We start from the raw sequence: 16,085 nt of genomic DNA, 5'->3' as shown, positions 1-16,085 counted from the left end.
TCCTCTATCTTCCATTATTAAAACATCTATAAGTTTTAATTTGACAAATTTAGAACAATCCCCGACACTTAACAAATCAGTATTGCTAAACTTGGTTGATTGGGTAAGAAAATATCATGCAAGGCATTCCTATATTGGAACCAATGAAATGGGAGAGAATCCCCAAAGAGAATCGTCATCGCCTAATAACTCTATTAGCAACATTATCATTGAAAAAATTGCCAAAATCGATAATAAATATGGAGAAGGCAAATGATAGACAAGGAGAAACAATCAACTCAGAGAATATTATCAAGTGGCAAGATTCAAGCCTATCACCACGATCGTCTGGCGATAGTGTATATAAGGCAGTCGACGCTGCAACAAGTAGAACGGCATAGTGAATCTACTAAATTGCAGTATAATTTAGTAGAGAGAGCTTATGCTCTAGGCTGGAGTGCTGATAAAGTACTTATAATAGATGATGATTTGGGGCGGTCTGGTGCAACTGCTGAAGGTCGTCCTGGATTTCAGCGTTTAGTTGCTGAAGTTGGATTAGACCATGTTGGTATAGTACTAGGAATAGAAGTATCGAGGTTAGCACGATCATGCAAAGATTGGTACCAATTACTAGAAGTATGTGTACTTTTTAGAACCATTATTGCTGATACTGATGGTATTTATGATCCGGTATCCTATAATGATCGACTATTATTAGGTCTTAAAGGTACAATGTCTGAAGCAGAGTTACATATAATTAAGCAACGCATGCTACAAGGGAAGAAAGCAAAAGCACGTCGAGGTGAGTTAGGCATGCAAGTTGCTATGGGATATGTTATACCAAATCACTATCTAATTAACAAGATACTATCCAATTCCAAGCACATATAGATTTGACAATTGCAGGATTATTTTCATAATAATTACATGCTGTGATTAGTTGATTTTCTATAGCATTCATTGAATCAAAAGCTAGGTTATAAAAGAATTTTTCCCTCATATCATCCCATATATTTTCTTGTGGGTTTAATTGTGGGCTATATGGTGGCAAGTAAGCTAGTTTAATATTATTAGGTAATAATTCTTTATCGAGTTTATGTGCAGCAACTCCATCGCATACTACTAAAAGAAAATTATCCTTATAACGCTTTGCCATTTCTTGTAGCATTAACATCATCCAATCTTGGTTCATTAAAGGCAAAATAAGGAAACAACTAGCACCGTCAAATGGACAAATTGCCCCATAAGTATAAGTATATTCACGAATAATTTGTTTCTTAAGTAAAGGCCTGATTCCAGCCGGAACCCAGCAACGCCTTAATGAATCTATACGACCAAAACGTGCCTCATCTTGGAAGAATATCTTTAATTCCTTGCCTTCAGTTGCTGCTGATACTCTTGCTTCTTTAACCATATCAGGCCACTTTTTTTAAAAGTTTCTACCGCATCCTTCTTTTGTTTAGGATGGTATGGTCTTGGTGCAATTTTACGCCACCCATGCCTATGAAGCAGCCTATAAGCTGTGTAACGTGCTATTTTACTACCAACCGTTTCCTCAAAAATCTTATGCACCTTGCTAATTTCTACTATCCCACCATTAACGGCATTCTGTTCTATCTTTTTAAGCATCTCACGTTCTTGCTCTTGAGTTAGATAACTTCTGTATCTCCCACCTTTCTTCCTGCTACATAGTGCCTTTAAGCCTTTTTTCCGACATTGACTATGGGTTCTGTGAACATGACTTTCTGATAATCCTGTAACTTTAGCAATCAATGATGTCGGCATTTTTTCACTCACTCTTAGATAGATTGATTGATAACGTCTAAATTCTTCTTTAGTCTTTGCTTCATTCATTAATTGTTTCACTTCTTCTACATTAACTTCTAATACCTTATACCCTCTAGACATCTTAATTAACACTATACTATCTTAAATAACACACTATAGCATCTATATTATTAAATAGATAGTGATTTGGTATTAGACGACCATCTGGCGAAATTGTTAAAGATCCAGATGAGCAAGCACAGGCAACTATTCAGATGGTATTTGAGTTATTTGAAAAATTTTCTACAATTAATGCAGTATTAAAATACTTAGTCAGTCATAAAATAAAAATGCCTTATAGAGAGCGTAGCGGTTTGCAAAAAGGTGAACTAACCTGGCATCGTCCTAATAGGAATACTTTAGGAAATCTATTACATAATCCCATATATGCAGGTGCTTATGTATATGGACGCAGACCAACAGAGGCACATAGAAAAAAACCTGGCAGACGATCTACGGGGCGTATTGTTGCTAAAATGTCAGATTGGCAAGTATTGTTAAAAGACAAAGTTCCTGCTTATATTAGTTGGCAACAATATGAACGTAATGGCAGACAATTATTATCTAACTCCATACAAGGAATTGGTGTAGCAAGGCATGGTAATGCACTATTAGCCGGACTTGTTGTTTGTGGTCGCTGTGGTTTACGAATGGCAACTTGCTATACAAATAATGGTAATAAATTGCGTTATAGTTGTAGCAGAATGTCTGTAGATTATGGTGAAGATGTTTGCCAATCATTGGTTGGCAATGTTTTGGATGAACTAATTGCTAAGCAGGCATTAGAAGTGTTAAAGCCAGAAGCTTTGGAAGTTAGTTTACGAGTGGCAACAGACCTTGAAACCGAACATAATAATTTACAAAAATATTGGCAAAAACAATTAGAGAGAGGACGATATGAAGTTGAGAGGGCATATCGGCAATATAATTCTTCAGAACCTGAGAATCGTCTTGTCACAAGAACTCTTGAGAAAAAGTGGGAAGAATCATTATCTGCAGAAGAAAAGTTAAAACAGGAATATGCCAAATTCTTAGCTGAACAATCAAAAATTCTGTCTGATGTTGAGCGTCAAACTATATATAAATTAGCTTCTGATATTCCTGCTTTATGGTCATCGTCAACTACTACGGTAGAAGAACGCAAAGAAATTTTACGTTTACTAATAGAATGTGTTGTTGTAAAAATAGAAGGTGTAACAGAGAAAGTCTTGGTAGAAATACATTGGGCTGGTGGATATAAAACTAATACTAATCTTGTTCGTCCTGTGGCAAAATTGGAGCAACTTAGTTATTATGGTAAACTGCTTGAACTAGTAGCCAGTCTCAAAAGCCAAGATATGACATTACAGCAAATTGCTGATATTTTAAATCAACAAGAAGGGTGGCGTCCAGCAAAGCTGTTAAATATTTTTAATGAGAACACGGTTAGTAGCCTACTTATACGTAGTGGTGTAACAGCTACTAACAAAAGAACATTATCAGGAGAAATTAATCGTAGGCAAAATGAATTTACTTTTCGTGAATTATCGCAAAAAATCAATATACCAGAACCAACTTTATATAGATGGATGCAAAGAGAGCAATTAAAAGTCAGGAAAGTTTACAACTCATCACAACGTTGGATTTGGCTAATTACAGCCGATGAGCAAGAGATTAAAAGGTTGATCTCATTAAGAGAACAACCGAAACAGTGGATTTACCATTCCAGGGTAAAAAAGGTAGAATAATAAACAAATAACTATTACAGAGGCATTATGACTGGCAAACTTCTATTTGCATACGTTTGCTATATAACCTCACTATTTCCGCTCCCTTATATTCATCAGAACTTAAGTTAGTTACCAATATCCAAGGTTCTTTTGCAGCTTTGTTATATGAACCATTTGCTGTTTTACTGCTAGTACGATTCCTGCTAACCTTCTGTACTCGCCCCTTATGGACTTTACAAGTTGTAACCATTCTGCAGGAATATTTATGAGCTTTGGTTAGCAGAATCGTACCACATTCCATCGTTTTTGAACCAATTGATAGTATGAAATTTTCAACTGATATCCAATCCTCATTCTTAGCTAATTTTAAATCTTTTCCTCGTCGTACCCGACACACCCAACTCCACCCTTGTTTTTCTATTTCCTTAAACCATTCAATATGAAAGCCAGCGTCCATAATCACAACAACCCTTTTTCCATCAGGTATTATACTCTTTAATTTATTTAGAAATTCTACCGTTCTGCCCTTTAATTCACCTTCTTCAAACACATCTTGATATAAAGGTAAACTCATCCCTCTTGTACAAAATTGAGTACTTAGCATTTGTACCATGCGATCATCTTTAAGATAACATAAATCAATCACAACACTGTCATCATTAGAATGCTTAATAAACTCAAATATGAAATATGATAAAGCACTATAGAGACTATCAACCTCGTTATATAAATGTTTGTTACCTATACATCTATCAACTTTTTTTATTTTATGTTTCACTTTACTATCACCACTCAAGTTCCTGCCAATTGCACTCAAAGACAAATTCTGACTATATCGCAAGCCTTCTGCAACATCAAGTAACGCATTTAAACGATTATTATGTATAAAAGGACAATGTTCTTTTATTACTTCATTTAATACTGTTTTTACATCCATAACCTACTATCTCCATCATCATTAAATAATGATGATATTCTATCAATTCTTGCTATTTTGCAACAATTTCGTGGGGATACATCAGCTCGCAATGACGCTTGGTGATCAGGTTTTTTTATTCATCACAAAAAAATAGCAAAAAAAAATCGTGAATGCTCACATCTAAACTACAACTGTAGTACTAGTAAGAAACATTTCTAGAACAATATTTTCAGCATAACCTAAGTTCGCGGCCGCGAACTTTTTATATTTTTTCTATAATTTTAATCAAATATTTTTTTTAGCTCTTGCCTATCAATATTTGATAGCTTTTGAATCCCCTTTTCTTGAATTTTCATTTTTCCTTGAGAATTTATTATCATTAAGACCGTATTCAAAGTATATAGTTTATCGGTCGCGATCGCGACCGATAAACTAGGAAATTATAAACAATATGTAGCCACTTTGTACCTAATTCAAGTTAATTCACTGTATTCTCAGACTTAAGATAAAATTTTTCAATGCTATCACGATTATTAAGAAGCTATTTTTTTTTGAGTGTTTTGTAAGAATAAAACTAATCATAATCTGGTTAGTTATATACTAAGTTTATTAAATAATCCGATTAACAATCCTCCGGCTATAAGTATAATAGATAGCCAGATAAGACTCATCATCGGTTTGTAATATATTTTTGCATGAATTACATCATCATCAATTTTACTTAACACCGCGTAAAGATCATAAGTTAAATAAGAATATATATTACTTTCTTGGGATAGTTGTTTTTCTATTATATAAAATCTATTTTCAGGCTTTAATATAGTGATATTATTTTGTTGATCCTGAATCCAAAATTCAGCAATTTGCCGATAATAGTTTTGGGCTGATGATACTCTAATATCTTTTAAAGTAACTTCAAATCCCTTTGCTGTCACCTTGTCTCCAACTTTGCCTATAAAATCTACTTCACTTTGTAATAATGAATTAACAGTAATAGTTAAAACAAGTAAGCCAAAGCCTAAATGTCCTAAGATCATGGCAATATTGGCTTTTAGTTTGGTTCTAAAAAAATTGCTCTTTGTTAATACATAATAACAATTTTGTATTATTAGAAAAAGAGAAAATGTTACAGCCCATGCTGAAATGAAGCCATACTGAATTTGGTATGAGCTGATAAACGTTATTGCAAAAGAACAAACTAAAATGAGTAGGTTTTTTTTTCTTATATGATTTCTTTGAGCGATACCAGCTAGTAGAACCGTTGGGATGATAAAAATTATAAAATTATTGATAAAAAATCTTTCACTAATGGTAACAGATTCTTGATATAATAAAGAATAAACTATGGGGTAAATGGTGGAACATAGTAATACTAATAGAGCCGTTAAGAAAAATATACTGCCCCAAACAATAAGCTTGTGCTTGAATTGGTGTTTGTCTAATCCTATCGAATTAGGTTGAGTGATATTTTGCCCTTTTACTAGTAGTAGAACTAAGCTTGATATAGCAATAATAGCAAATATTGCCAGCATATAGATTGCCCGCTCAGCTGATGAGGCAAAAGAGTGAATTGAGGTGATTAGCCCTGAGCGTACCAAGAACGTACTCAAAACTACCAGTAAGAAAGTGATGATTGATAAGGTTATCGTCCAATTTTTCATTCGTCCAGATTTGATTGTTACCAAGATTGAGTGATGTAGAGAGATAGCCGACAACCATGGTAGTAGGGAAATATTTTCTACTGGATCAAAAAACCAAAAGCCACCCCAGCCGAGTTCTCTATAAGCCCACCATGATCCTAGGGCTATTCCTAAGGTTAAAAAAATTATTCCTAAATTGCTAAATATTTTAATAGTTCTAAGATTAGCCGAGTCTAAGTTAGAGGTAAGCAACATAACGCAAGCCGATGTAAAAGGGGCGACATAACAGACCGAACCTAGATATAATATAGGTGGATGTATTATTAGGGCAATATCTTGAAGCATAGGGTTTAAGCCGAGACCCTGAGTGGGACGGAATGATAGGCTGTCAAATGGGTTGGAGGTAAAATAAATGAAGCTACTGAACAGTATTTGTATTAGTGCTAGTACAATTATGTGGTATACTCGAGTTGGACGGCTATTAAATAGCGCAATATAAATAACGCCTATAGTTTGCAATAAACACAGCCACAACAGAATAGACCCCTCATGACTCGCCCAACTAGCCGCGATTTTAAATCCTAAAGGCTTTAATGTACTCGAATTAAAAAAAACATTCTGTATAGAAAAATCCGATATAATAAATCCACATACTAATAGCAAAAAAGATAGTAATGTTGACAGCCAGCTACAGTAAAAAAATAAAGTACCTGTACGATATGAAGCGGTAATAACTGCTAGTATACTGAACAGCATTGCCAATATTTGTAAATAATTACCAAAATTACTAATCACTTTCAGATTCTTTATTTGGTAAAACAATAACTTTTATGCTATCAAGCCTATTGCCTACTTTTTTGCTAATAGTAATACTTAAATTAAATATTTTTATAGACTCCCCTTGATTAGGAATACGCTCAAGTTCATGGATAATTAAGCCGGCTATGGTATTTGCATTATAATCAGGTAAATTCCAATTTAGTTCTCTATTTACATCTCTTATAGTTACAGAGCCGTCAATAATAAATTCCACTTCAGATTTCTTTACAATTGTGTCAATAGGATAATCATGTTCATCAATAATAGGACCAACAATCTCTTCTAAAATGTCTTCTAAAGTAATAATACCTTGTAAATCGCCATATTCGTCAACAACACAAGCAAAATGGTTTTTTCTTTCTCTAAAAGCATGAAGTTGATGAGTGACCAAAGCGTTATCAGGTATAAACCAAGGCTGACTTATCAATTCCTCGATATTAATTTTTTTTACATCATTATTTTTTTCATAAAGAGCTCGGAGCATATCTCGTATGTGAAGTACACCAATTATGTTGTCCTGAGTGTCTTTCCATAATGGTATTCTTGTATGAGGGCTGGACAATAATGCTTTCCTTACTATCTCCTCTTTAGGCAAGTCTATATTGATGGCTACGACATTACTTCGGTGTATCATAATTTCAGATACTGTCATTTTCCTAATATCTAATATACCGCCTAACATATCACGGTCAGATTTATAAACATTACCTTCTTGATGATAATGCTCAATAACTCCCCTAACTTCTTCTGTTCCTGAGATATTTTGTTGCAGATTAATACGAAAAATAAAACAAAACCCTTTAACTATCAATTCAAAGATATAGTTAATTGGTCTCAAAATGTTTAAAAGATATATAATGGCTGGAGAAGTGAATAACGCTAACTGTTCTGCTTTTGCTACAGCAATAGCTTTTGGTATGATTTCACCAAAAACAATTATCAAGAAAGCCATAATTGCTGATGCCGCAATAGTCCCATTATCACCTAGCCAGTCGATAAATATACTGGTAGCAATCGTAGTACAAACAGTATTAAATAAGGTATTACCAATTAATAATGTACCAATTACTTTTTCTTTTTTCTTTAGAACTTGTAATACAATCGTGGCACGTTTGATGCCTTCTGCCTTAAATTTTTGTATTTTCCCAGGAGACGAGGCGGTTATAGCCGTTTCAGTGGCTGAGAGTAGTGCGGAACATCCTATCATTAGAACAATAATGATTATCAAAAAAATAGTCATTGATCTTTGTATAAATTTATTTAGTATAAAGATGATTATATTACTAACTGTAAAATTTCCCTAATACTTTTTTATTTGAAATACTGCAGAAGCTATATACTCCTGAACTCACCTTACGCAGGATCTTTTTTACTATAGTCAATTGATGAGAAGTTGGTGACGTTGTTGCTCAATGCTCGCCTATTACTTATATGCGTCGCTCCTAGCACCAAATTCCCCTGAATTGACTATATTATAAATAATTTTATTTGTTATATAGAGTTTTTTATATGCAACAATTTCATGATTTTATATTTAACTCTCCTAAATTAGGCATTTTTTATCTTGGTGGTAAGATTGAAGGATGTAACATAGAAATACATGATGTGGTTTTTGTAATTGGAAAGTCAAACATAGATATGTCTCAACAGATTAAAAGCAAATGGATTGGTACAGCTGGATCATTACATATTGATTCTTGGTTTATAGCAGATACTATTGATGGTTTTAATATTCATATTGATGAAATAAAACCTACGGTCAGTGAGAATCATCTATTTTTTGTAAATCTTGGTTCCTATAAAAATAATTCCTTTGGAGAGCGTCACTTTATGACCCTGGTAGTTGCCAAATCAAGAAGCAAAGCAATTGAAAAAGCAAGAGAAAAGGCACCGAAAAATGAAGAGATGCAACATAGTGATAATATCTATGATATAGATGAATGCATAAGAATTTCTGAAATTAGCAATTATTATATTGCTCTTGAATATACTGGTATAAAAAAAGAAAGTAGCATAATAAATGGTTACCAACAACTTAGGTAGAATTAGGAAAGATATCTTATTACTCGGTAATCAAGTTTTTTTTGCAGATAATATTGACATTGTCAGATATAAATATAAACTAGTTTAATACTAGTTTATATTTAATTTAATCAGCAAATCTTATGAAAGAAAAGCTTTCTAACCAAATTAGTGCATTTGAAGCAAAAACACATTTTTCTAATCTTATTAAAAGAGTAAAAGATGGGGAAAAATTCACTATTTTAAAACATAATACACCAATTGCAATTCTTATGCCCATTCCTTCCCAACAAAGGTTCAATATTGAAGAAGCAATAAAAAATCTTGGTGAATTTCGTCAAGGAAAAAAACTCGCTGGTTTATCTCTCAAAGAGCTAATAACAGTAGGAAGAAAATAATGACTAAATCTTTTATATTGGATTGCTCCGTTACTATGTCATGGTGCTTTGAAGATGAATTTGATAGTTATTCCGAAATAGTTCTTAACTCTCTTACTCAATCCAAAGCTTTGGTACCACCGCTTTGGAGCCTTGAAGTAATCAACGTTTTGCTTATGGCTGAAAAATGCGGTAGACTAAAAAATGCTGACTCAACTAGGTTTATAGATTTGTTAGGTTCTTTAGCAATATACATTTCTGATTTATCATTTTCTATGTCTGAGATTATAAATACCGCTCGTAGTAATAAACTGACCTCATATGACGCAAATTACTTATTATTGGCTATGCACGAAGGATTAGGTATTGCTACTAAAGACAATGATTTAATAAATGCTTGTCAGATAAATGGAGTAGAGATTTTTTTGGATAGCAGGTAAAAAGATAAAAGTAGGGTGGATTTTGATTAATTCATCAATTGACTATATACCTAGGCTCTGTGAACAAAATTTAAATTACTAGATTTCGACTCTTTTTAGCTGCAAATTATAAGATTTTTTTGAAATAGAACTAACTATTCCGGCAAAAATCTTATTAATTTTCGCTTAAAAATACTCAAAATCTAAACAATTAAAATTTTGTTCACAGAGCCTAGCAATGACGGTTAGTATATTCATTTAGAGATTTCTTGATGTTATTAAGTATGATAAGTTCATTTTTCCTCCTAGTAAATATATAATATATTATTTTGCCTATAGTGGTGCGTTTTTTAACTTGCATAACCAACTCCTGCTGAACAATTTCTTGAATTGTCGTTAAATTACCATTCTTTAGAAATTGCGATAAGAGCTGAAGCTGTTCAACACTAAAAGTTGTTAGCAATATTCTAATGATTACTGTAACATAACCTGAAGGAGTTGTTATATTAGTCCTCCTGACATATTTCTTAAAATTTAAACTAAATGTTTTATTTAAATATTTATCACTAAAAATTTCTACAAAATTTATTTCGCGTAATTGGTTTATTACTATTACCCTTTCTTGTTCAATTATCCTCAACATTTTGACTGAAGTAACATAGCTATTTATCTTATAGTCAGCTGCGATTTTACAGGTTATTATTTGTTGTATAAACTCTACATAATTTAGATCTTTTTTTAACAATGAACTAATATTGCTAAATAGTAGCTGATACCTAGTTTTTAAGGCATTTTTAGTAAAACTATCTAAAGAAATATATCGTTTAATAATTTTAGCTTCAAGTTTTGAAGAAAATTTAGATTCAATAGAAGAAATCATTAAAGAAATAGTATGACCACTTTGAATGTTTTGAGTTAACCCTTTTCTAATATAAGATAGTATATAATTAAGATCAGGGTCTACGGTTATATTAAGTATCCTGATAGCATTTATATGCTTTGTAATATTAATTAAAACTTCATGCATAAAGGTATTTCGCTGGAGTAAAAATCTTTCTACTATAGTAAATTCCGAATTTTCTATCTGATGTATCATAGTATTATAATTTTCAAATAATTCTAAAAGCTCATATCCTGAATTATTCAATTTATTGGAATTTTTTCTAAATTTCGATTCCTCATGTATTTTTATCAAAATATGGTTTATAATATTAGATTTAACACATAAATCTTTTAGCCTATTATATAAGCAAATTAACTTAGCATTAGTTAATTCTATTAATACGTTGTGATCATTTATCAGGAAATTAACAATTCTTTCAAAAGTATATTTATAATCTACGGAGTTCTCTGCTTGCAGTATTAATAATATATTGGCATGGAATAGCAATGGGACAGAGTCTTTCTTTAGATCAATAGTAGAATCAATCTGCCATAATTCTTTAATAAGCAATAATTGATCTAAAAGTAGATTTTGTTGTTCTGTTAATAAATTATAGTTAATTGATGAGAAATTGGTGACGTTGTCACTAGTTACTCGCCTATTACATATAGGCATCGCTTCATCGTTCCTAGCACCTATATCTAAATTTACAATAATTGCAGTCGCCTGTAGATTATTTATAACATCTTGATTCTTAATATCTTCAGTTATCAGTAGGCAACAATGTTGTACAAAATTTTCCGCTAAATCCATTACTGTTTTTAGTGCTTGATTATCTTTTGCCCGATGTGAATTAGAAGAGTTTTCTAAATAATCCAATAATTGCTTAAGAGAAGTAGAAAAATTTGTTATCTCTTCTGTTTGATATTTTTGTTGCTTTAACAGCTCAATAGAAAGTGTTCCGTATTGTTCCAAAATGGAATGCAAGTTCTTTTGGCTATTCGAACTAAGATAATCAAGCAAATCACTATTTTGTTGCAGGATTTTTATAATACTAAAAGTATACAAAGACCTTTTTAAAGTATTAGGATACTTACAAGACACGATATACTCAGAGCTTAAAGAGACGAAGCAGTTTTTTAATCTTTTTTCATACATAACTAATAACCTATTGTATCACTCACCTTACGCATAACCCCTAGCAATTTGAAAATTGCAAAATATCTATTAGCGAGACCACGTAGTATCCATATTAAGTCGGGGCATCAAATAGACCTCTTTCAAAACTCTACTTCTGCTGGTAATTTGTACGTCGATGCGGTACTCGAATCCTCACGTACGCTAGAGTACGCTGCGGTTCTGCGTTCCGCGTCTCCTTCAAATTCCTCAGCATAAGCGAGTTTTGAAAGAGGTCTAATGCAGGGATAACACAAAACATGGTTGCTTCGTCGACCTATAGTCAATTGATGGGAAGTTGGTGACGTCGTCACTCGTCGCTCGCCTATTACTTATAGGCGTTGCTCCATCGTTCCTAGTACCAAATTCTCCTGAATTGATTATACCAGCAATTATAAATTCAAAAATATTAGTTTTAAAACAAAATAACATTACAACTTTAGAGCTAACTATAATGTTAATTACTAATTGTTTAGAGACTTAATTACTCTAAATTTACACCTAGCAATTATAGCTATATTATAGCAATTTATATTTTGAATTTATAATTGCTATCGACCTACGGTCTTTTTTGCAATTTTTAATTACCCTGGGTTATGCGTAAGGTGAGTATATAATCTAATATCGCGATCCTAAAATATGTTTGAGAAACACTGAATTATCAATACCCGCCATTAAACTTTTAATAAATTCAACGTTAATGGTTTTATTCTTATTTAAAGGTAGTAAGAATGAAATATTTTGTAATCTACCTTTGGTTAATCCTAGATTATAACTATACTCTTGCACTGCTAATCTTATAGAGGTAGTCAGAAATAATGCCACATCAGGATCAAGTATTTTATTTGGTAATTTCTCTTCTTTTATTTTTAAAATCCAGATATTTTGACCGGAGCAAAAATCATGATGTTGGTAGAAGGTTGAACCAGTACTACCATCTAAGGCTATTGTTATAGTATTTCCATTATTTATCAAACCATTCGCAGGAATAACATAGTCAGAAACTCCGTTATTTAAACCTTTTCTACCGATAAAAGGAATCGCTTTTGGATTAAAAAGGTTAGATAATTCAATGTTTATTTTATCAATTTGTTTTGTTGGCAAAATATCAAAATATGTTATCAGTAATTCTTTAGATAAGTGATTGATAATATCTATAGAATCACCATATTTGTTCTGCGTATTATAATAATCTCTTGGCAAGAATTTAAAATACCTATTTTGCACTAAATATGCAAAATAATTATTTACTGTATTTTGTATATCGTTGATTTTTATTAAATAGTTGAATTCTTTATGTAACGTATAAACCCACTGATCTTTTGCTGTAATAATTTTTTTAAATGAAAATTTTGTTTCAGATTTTTGCTTGTATGCATCTAAGAAATTCTGGTAATTTTGTTCTGCTATGTATTTAGGAGTTCTCATTTTTTGATTTTTAATTAGTTCATAACCATCATTAAATTCAGCAAACCATGTTTCACCAATGTGTTGTGAGTGTGTTTCAAAAACCAAAATAATAGTTTCCGTACCTTTAGGATAAAACAATTGACAGGGCATTTTTATAGAGGCTAAAAGCTTATGCTTGGTAAGAATTCTTTCTTTAATTGATATTAATCCAGAGTGTTTTTTGGTTCTGCTTGATACAGCATTAACAGGGATAATTGCCACTCCGATAGAGTTAGGTAGTAAAACATCTAACATTAATTCTACAAATGAGATTTCAGAATATATCTCGTCCGAATAAGGCGGATTAATAAAGCCAACATTACATTCTTTCTCTAATAATGTATCCTTGATAGCAAAACAATCATCACAATATAGATTAGATCTCCCATCTTTATTAATAAACATATTTAATGCAACTATAGTATAGATGCTAGTTTCTTTCTCTACTCCGATAATATTTTCTTTCCTGAACTTTTCTTTTTCTGAAAATGAATATTTATCATTTAACGATATTTTTTTCCAAGCAGCAGTCAGAAATCCACCAGTTCCAACACATGGATCTAAAATTTTTGAATTAATATTAATATCTGCTAGCTCACAAAATAATTTGGTTATATGGGATGGAGTTAGAACTATCCCTAGGTCAGAACCGCCAGAAGTTGAATAAGACAAGAACACATTAAAAAACAATGCTATTAAATCTAGCTCACTTTTCTTATAATACTCAAATAAAATATTATCGACATTTCTCACTAACTCTAATAAAGTGCCATTTGGGAATTTTTGCCTTGCAGCTTCCTTATCGTTAATCCCTAAATTTTCCAATACTGGTTGTAATTCACTTTTAATGATTTCTTTTTTTCTAAGTCCAGCGTTTTTTATCTTTCTATCTAAAGTTTGATACAAAAATTGTGCAAGTTCTTTATTATTATTAAAAGAAGAATAACACATTTTAAAGGCAGGATCTTCCAAAGCAAAAAGTATTGAGCCAAGTGCGTATAACCTTTTATGTTCCAATACTCCTAAATAACTACGAAGAAATTCATTGATTAATTTAGATTTTTCACTAAGCAGCTTTAATTGCTCAGAATTATTGATAATTCGTTGTTGTTGATGGATCAGATTGCGATAATCTTCAATTTTTTTGATTTGCTTGATGTTAAAATTTGTAAATGTTTCAGCAGATTTTTTCCAACCATATGTATCAATCTTTAATGTTTCAATTGTACTACCAGAAACCCCAATGGCAATAGTATCAAATTGATTCTTTAAAAATGATGCGTACCATAACGCACCATTTACTGCATAATCTGCAACACATTGCACAATATCTTTTTCATATATATGATATTTGATATCACTTTTATTCTCTATAACAATAACTAGATTACTTTCTTGGTCATAAATAATAAACTCTGGATATCCTTGATTACCAGTTTGTTTCTTTGAAGCATTTGATAAGATGTCATTGATTATTGAATTTTCTGCTTTTCTTGCCCAAACTAATACATTTTTATTAATGTTATTAAAATTCCCATCAATATAATTTTGAGAACGTAACATGTTAATAATAATTATATCAGTAACTGCTTCAAGTTTGGACATAGTCATTAGCCTTAAAAAAATAAATCAACCAAGTTACCAATATTATACACCCAATTAGTAAATCAACCAATAACTCATTGAAATTTAATGTAATTCTTACAGATATGGGGGTAAGATAAAATATATTGCCTTAAAAATACAAGTTTTTATTGCTTAAAGGTAAGTAAAACTTTATATTTATATAACATTTGTGTTTTAATTTAATTTCAAAGAATATATCCAGACTATGCATACTATCATTATCATTCTAGTCTCATTATTGTTGATATCATGCTCAGAAGAAAGTGATACATCTAATAATAAAAACAAGTTAGCTGATAATAAGGCAGAGGTAAGTCAGGAGAAAGCACCATCGGAAGAAAATAATGATATAGTCAATTCAGGGGAATTGGGTAGCAGGAGCGATGGAGCGACGCCTATAAGTAATAGGCGAGCGACGAGTGACGACGTCACCAACTTCTCATCAATTGACTATAACCCTGCTAATGATAAATTAGACATAATAGTAGATGATCAGGAAGTAGAACAACAAGATTCTACGATTTCAACTGATACTGAGAAGCCTCTAGAAACAACAAAGAATTCTACAGTTGAATCTGTTGATGGGAAGACTGATGTGCAGGTTGTTAGCCCGAAACAGATATCTTATAAACCAACTTTCAATGTTAGTCAAAATGATATAATACTTGGTAATATTGAGGCAAATGTGGTGGTAGTTGAGTATTTTTCCCCAACTTGCCCGCATTGTGCCTATTATCATGACACAATTCTACCGAAGCTTAAAAAGAAATATATTGACACTAATAAAATTACTTACATAATTCGTGAGTTTATTGGTAATAAACAGGATTTAGATGCAGCAATTTTGCAGCGTTGTCAAAATAATAAAGATAGTTTTCTTAAATTCCAAAGTGTGATATTGTCGCAACAAGATAAATGGGGAGTCAGTAATAGATATCGTGAATTGCTAACAAATATAGCTCAAATTGGTGGAGTGTCAGCAGAAACTTATGCTAAATGTCTTAATGATAACCAAATTGTTGAAACATTACTAGCCAATACTAACCTTGCTGCTAGTGCTCCAAATTTTGTTGGTACACCTGCATTCTTTGTTAATAGTATACAAACCAACGGCTATGATTTACAAACTCTTTCTAAGGAAATTGATAAAGCATTAAGCAGCTCTACTACTCACCCTATTAAATGATAAAAAAGTATATGCTCCTATCATTTGAAGACTGGTAGACGAAGATCAAAATTA

15 protein-coding genes are annotated in these 16,085 nt (G+C 31.9%); 7 read left to right on the top strand and 8 right to left on the bottom strand.

Features of this window, described 5'->3' with window-relative positions; genetic code table 11:
* The first annotated feature begins 40 nt into the window (after positions 1-40).
* Together ACQH1V_RS03430 and ACQH1V_RS03425 are read left to right on the top strand one after the other, a co-directional pair.
* The gene (locus ACQH1V_RS03430) at positions 41-256 is read left to right on the top strand and encodes a hypothetical protein (protein WP_425360492.1); all 216 of its coding nucleotides are present in this window, start codon (positions 41-43) and stop codon (positions 254-256) included.
* Positions 253-870 carry a recombinase family protein gene (locus ACQH1V_RS03425; RefSeq protein WP_425360781.1) on the top strand — a complete coding sequence of 206 codons (618 nt, stop codon included), beginning with the start codon at positions 253-255 and terminating at the stop codon, positions 868-870. The genes ACQH1V_RS03430 and ACQH1V_RS03425 overlap by 4 nt, the downstream gene beginning before the upstream one ends.
* Here the strand turns inward: ACQH1V_RS03425 and ACQH1V_RS03420 are convergent.
* Together ACQH1V_RS03420 and ACQH1V_RS03415 are read right to left on the bottom strand one after the other, a co-directional pair.
* Entirely contained in the window at positions 836-1,393 is a 558-nt protein-coding gene (locus ACQH1V_RS03420; RefSeq protein ID WP_425360780.1) for an IS630 family transposase, read from the bottom strand. The genes ACQH1V_RS03425 and ACQH1V_RS03420 overlap by 35 nt on opposite strands.
* Complete coding sequence (locus ACQH1V_RS03415; protein WP_425360100.1) at positions 1,345-1,887, bottom strand: helix-turn-helix domain-containing protein; 543 nt, start codon at positions 1,885-1,887, stop codon at positions 1,345-1,347. Before ACQH1V_RS03415 ends, ACQH1V_RS03420 begins: the two co-directional genes overlap by 49 nt.
* 134 nt (positions 1,888-2,021) lie before the next feature.
* Between ACQH1V_RS03415 and ACQH1V_RS03410 the strand changes: the two genes are divergently transcribed.
* Positions 2,022-3,533 carry a recombinase family protein gene (locus ACQH1V_RS03410; RefSeq protein WP_425360779.1) on the top strand — a complete coding sequence of 504 codons (1,512 nt, stop codon included), beginning with the start codon at positions 2,022-2,024 and terminating at the stop codon, positions 3,531-3,533.
* Positions 3,534-3,558: 25 nt separating this feature from the next.
* On the opposite strand, the gene ACQH1V_RS03405 is transcribed toward ACQH1V_RS03410, so the two are convergent.
* The 3 genes from ACQH1V_RS03405 to ACQH1V_RS03395 form a co-directional block, all read right to left on the bottom strand.
* Entirely contained in the window at positions 3,559-4,452 is an 894-nt protein-coding gene (locus tag ACQH1V_RS03405) for a transposase (protein ID WP_425360778.1), read from the bottom strand.
* A 575-nt stretch (positions 4,453-5,027) separates the two neighbouring features.
* Positions 5,028-6,866, bottom strand: a complete 1,839-nt coding sequence (locus tag ACQH1V_RS03400) for a heme lyase CcmF/NrfE family subunit (RefSeq protein WP_425360870.1) — start codon at positions 6,864-6,866, stop codon at positions 5,028-5,030.
* Entirely contained in the window at positions 6,862-8,133 is a 1,272-nt protein-coding gene (locus tag ACQH1V_RS03395; protein ID WP_425360777.1) for an HlyC/CorC family transporter, read from the bottom strand. The genes ACQH1V_RS03400 and ACQH1V_RS03395 overlap by 5 nt, the downstream gene beginning before the upstream one ends.
* A 269-nt stretch (positions 8,134-8,402) precedes the next feature.
* Between ACQH1V_RS03395 and ACQH1V_RS03390 the strand changes: the two genes are divergently transcribed.
* From ACQH1V_RS03390 to ACQH1V_RS03380, 3 genes are all read left to right on the top strand, one after another.
* Positions 8,403-8,936 (top strand): DUF1543 domain-containing protein, encoded by a 534-nt coding sequence (locus ACQH1V_RS03390; RefSeq protein WP_425360776.1) that lies wholly within the window; start codon positions 8,403-8,405, stop codon positions 8,934-8,936.
* 122 nt (positions 8,937-9,058) lie between these two features.
* Positions 9,059-9,313 carry a type II toxin-antitoxin system Phd/YefM family antitoxin gene (locus tag ACQH1V_RS03385; protein WP_425360775.1) on the top strand — a complete coding sequence of 85 codons (255 nt, stop codon included), beginning with the start codon at positions 9,059-9,061 and terminating at the stop codon, positions 9,311-9,313.
* Positions 9,313-9,732 carry a type II toxin-antitoxin system VapC family toxin gene (locus tag ACQH1V_RS03380; RefSeq protein WP_425360774.1) on the top strand — a complete coding sequence of 140 codons (420 nt, stop codon included), beginning with the start codon at positions 9,313-9,315 and terminating at the stop codon, positions 9,730-9,732. Before ACQH1V_RS03385 ends, ACQH1V_RS03380 begins: the two co-directional genes overlap by 1 nt.
* A 211-nt stretch (positions 9,733-9,943) precedes the next feature.
* Here the strand turns inward: ACQH1V_RS03380 and ACQH1V_RS03375 are convergent, their stop codons facing one another.
* From ACQH1V_RS03375 to ACQH1V_RS03365, 3 genes are all read right to left on the bottom strand, one after another.
* Positions 9,944-11,698 carry a hypothetical protein gene (locus tag ACQH1V_RS03375; RefSeq protein ID WP_425360773.1) on the bottom strand — a complete coding sequence of 585 codons (1,755 nt, stop codon included), beginning with the start codon at positions 11,696-11,698 and terminating at the stop codon, positions 9,944-9,946.
* Positions 11,699-12,007: 309 nt separating this feature from the next.
* Positions 12,008-12,202: a palindromic element RPE2 domain-containing protein gene (locus ACQH1V_RS03370; RefSeq protein WP_341748554.1), complete on the bottom strand. Its 195-nt coding sequence runs from the start codon at positions 12,200-12,202 to the stop codon at positions 12,008-12,010.
* 186 nt (positions 12,203-12,388) lie between these two features.
* Positions 12,389-14,830, bottom strand: coding sequence for an N-6 DNA methylase (locus tag ACQH1V_RS03365; RefSeq protein ID WP_425360772.1), 2,442 nt, complete (start codon positions 14,828-14,830; stop codon positions 12,389-12,391).
* Positions 14,831-15,050: 220 nt separating this feature from the next.
* Between ACQH1V_RS03365 and ACQH1V_RS03360 the strand changes: the two genes are divergently transcribed.
* On the top strand, positions 15,051-16,031 hold the full coding sequence (locus ACQH1V_RS03360; RefSeq protein ID WP_425360771.1) for a thioredoxin domain-containing protein: 981 nt from the start codon (positions 15,051-15,053) through the stop codon (positions 16,029-16,031).
* The last annotated feature ends 54 nt before the right edge of the window (positions 16,032-16,085 follow it).

The organism is Candidatus Tisiphia endosymbiont of Ceraclea dissimilis, from assembly GCF_964030735.1.
Lineage (GTDB): Bacteria > Pseudomonadota > Alphaproteobacteria > Rickettsiales > Rickettsiaceae > Tisiphia.
This window is presented reverse-complemented; position numbering and strand designations above follow the sequence as displayed.

Coding starts and splice junctions, on each gene's coding strand:
- ACQH1V_RS03425 (WP_425360781.1), top strand. CDS start 253: ATGATAGACAAGGAGAAACAATCAACTCAGAGAATATTATCAAGTGGC.
- ACQH1V_RS03420 (WP_425360780.1), bottom strand. CDS start 1,393: ATGGTTAAAGAAGCAAGAGTATCAGCAGCAACTGAAGGCAAGGAATTA.
- ACQH1V_RS03415 (WP_425360100.1), bottom strand. CDS start 1,887: ATGTCTAGAGGGTATAAGGTATTAGAAGTTAATGTAGAAGAAGTGAAA.
- ACQH1V_RS03410 (WP_425360779.1), top strand. CDS start 2,022: ATGGTATTTGAGTTATTTGAAAAATTTTCTACAATTAATGCAGTATTA.
- ACQH1V_RS03405 (WP_425360778.1), bottom strand. CDS start 4,452: ATGGATGTAAAAACAGTATTAAATGAAGTAATAAAAGAACATTGTCCT.
- ACQH1V_RS03395 (WP_425360777.1), bottom strand. CDS start 8,133: ATGACTATTTTTTTGATAATCATTATTGTTCTAATGATAGGATGTTCC.
- ACQH1V_RS03390 (WP_425360776.1), top strand. CDS start 8,403: ATGCAACAATTTCATGATTTTATATTTAACTCTCCTAAATTAGGCATT.
- ACQH1V_RS03385 (WP_425360775.1), top strand. CDS start 9,059: ATGAAAGAAAAGCTTTCTAACCAAATTAGTGCATTTGAAGCAAAAACA.
- ACQH1V_RS03380 (WP_425360774.1), top strand. CDS start 9,313: ATGACTAAATCTTTTATATTGGATTGCTCCGTTACTATGTCATGGTGC.
- ACQH1V_RS03370 (WP_341748554.1), bottom strand. CDS start 12,202: ATGTTATTTTGTTTTAAAACTAATATTTTTGAATTTATAATTGCTGGT.
- ACQH1V_RS03365 (WP_425360772.1), bottom strand. CDS start 14,830: ATGACTATGTCCAAACTTGAAGCAGTTACTGATATAATTATTATTAAC.
- ACQH1V_RS03360 (WP_425360771.1), top strand. CDS start 15,051: ATGCATACTATCATTATCATTCTAGTCTCATTATTGTTGATATCATGC.